Origin of the sequence: Synechococcus sp. WH 5701 (genome assembly GCF_000153045.1) — a bacterium.
Taxonomy (GTDB): Bacteria; Cyanobacteriota; Cyanobacteriia; order PCC-6307; family Cyanobiaceae; genus Regnicoccus_A; species Regnicoccus_A antarcticus.
Genome location: NZ_AANO01000033.1, coordinates 1 through 1,868 on the forward strand (window position 1 = coordinate 1; position 1,868 = coordinate 1,868).

The following is a 1,868-nucleotide window of genomic DNA, read 5'->3' on the forward strand; positions in this document are numbered from 1 at the left end:
GGGTCAAGGTGTGCAAGCTTTGAGCGAAAATCCTCATCAGCTCGAGCTCTATCGATGAATGCATGCAATGCAGACTTAGACATCGGACAATTGTCGCTTTAAACTAAATACAACAGATTCTCCAAAAAAAGCGGCGAAAAATACGTTTCTGGATTAATAAATTTGCCGTTTAACAAATATGTTTTTCGCTAATATCAAATTTCGCCAAATCACATAGCGCAAGCGCACAATTGAGAACTGCAATAATGAAGGAAAGTGAATAATGCGAAAAATATGGGAGAAGTGTGATTTTCCTGGGAAGATGAAATGTAAAGGCACACGACAGCAACTCCTCACGACTGCATAAACAACCTAAAATAATTTGAATTATTGCCAAGAACTCACCAATACACAACAATGAAGGCAAGGAAAGCTAAGGAATTTGTCTTCAACGATCTCCTCTCGATGGAGAGCTATTGCATAGATCACTATTCAGATTATTATTCAAAATCAAATTTTTCATGCAATGTAACACAACTAAGCAAAGGTGAGTTGGTCACTAGTTCAATTTGTGCACCAATCAATGATGCGCATCTTGAAATTTTCAAATCAAATCAAACTATTCTGTATGAAGAAGAAGCCAACCAAAATTCAGTGGCCTTCTGCTGGATAAATAGCAACGGCGAACAAGCTCAAACCAATACAATCATCAGTGGCCATAAGATGATGGATTTAAGTATTGCAGGATTTAATCGATTAAACAAAACAGGAGGAAACGTATGGGATATCGTTGGCGCAAATACTCAGCTTTGCTGCATGAGTCTTAAGTGGGAAAAGATGAAAAAAAAGATTGATCAAATGAATGCATATAATGCATTCGCGAAGCTTGAAGAATGTATTGGAATTGATTCAAATAGCTCAGCAAGCATTCAACTAAAGAGCCTATTTGATCGTCATTTTACAAAAGGATTGCGCGAGTCAGAAGCTTTTTATGATTTAGCGATTGCAACATTAGAAGAACCTTGCGATCTAGAAATTCTAACCGAAAGATCAGATAAAACAGAGCTCATCGAAGATCTTGTTAAGCTACTTTATGAAGATAGGGAAGGAATGCCACCCCTAACAATTAGTGAGATTACCAAATATTTGAACACAGAAAAAGAGTCCTTAAGCATTGCCTGTAGAACAAATTTTGATATGCCCATTCTCGATTTAATAAAAAGCATCAGACTAGAGCAAGTCAAAAAATCCTACCTAAATCCGCACGTACCAAAAGGACTTAAAAATTTCACAAAGAAGCAAAATGCTTTGTACTATGGATTTAAAAACTGGATAACATTTCAGAAATTATACTATCAAACATTTCAAGAGAGCCCCGATGAGACTATTAATAAATCAAGTAAGGCCTCTGTATTGGTAACAGATCTATTTACGAGGCGTAGTTAATGAAATTAGAACTCGCTTATTCAGATCATATCCAGCTCTCAGAATCTCTCAATGAGTTGGGACAGACAACCCGCATCACTCAACTTGAGCCGGGTGAGGGGAAATACACGATGTCGTTCAAACAATCTGCTGGAATCGCTTTAGCTGAAATACAATCAACACAGCCACTTTTATATGAGGGCTGGGGAACAGCTTGGTCGGTTGACTTCAATTGGATTACACCAACCTGCCAATTCAACGATCCTTTCGGCTATTGCGAGGGGTATGAAATGAAGGAAGCTAGTCTTGGGGGATTCAATACTCTCAATACTTCACCAGGGAACTCGTGGGGTAAATATTCAAATAGTTGCTCATCGACAGCTTGCATGCTTGATAAGAATATTTTGATGAAAATGCTTAAAGAATGTAATGCAGCACAAGCCATCGATAACCTCTCAAAAGCA

2 protein-coding genes and 1 pseudogene are annotated in these 1,868 nt (G+C 37.9%); 2 read left to right on the plus strand and 1 reads right to left on the minus strand.

The genetic code is table 11. The features are described 5' to 3' along the window. A partial coding sequence (locus WH5701_RS18710; protein ID WP_156776463.1) for a Nif11 family protein occupies nucleotides 1–83 on the minus strand: 83 nt, incomplete at its 3' end. A 313-nt stretch (nucleotides 84–396) separates the two neighbouring features. On the opposite strand from WH5701_RS18710, the gene WH5701_RS16030 reads away from it, so the two are divergent. Continuing rightward, nucleotides 397–1,425, plus strand: a complete 1,029-nt coding sequence (locus tag WH5701_RS16030; protein WP_006169724.1) for a hypothetical protein — start codon at nucleotides 397–399, stop codon at nucleotides 1,423–1,425. Continuing rightward, nucleotides 1,425–1,868 (plus strand): annotated as a pseudogene (locus WH5701_RS16035) (AraC family transcriptional regulator); the annotation flags it as partial. The gene WH5701_RS16030 and the pseudogene WH5701_RS16035, both read left to right, overlap by 1 nt.

What these genes read in the sequence shown, in the direction of transcription:
- WH5701_RS16030 (WP_006169724.1), top strand. Translation starts at nt 397, where the DNA reads ATGAAGGCAAGGAAAGCTAAGGAATTTGTCTTCAACGATCTCCTCTCG.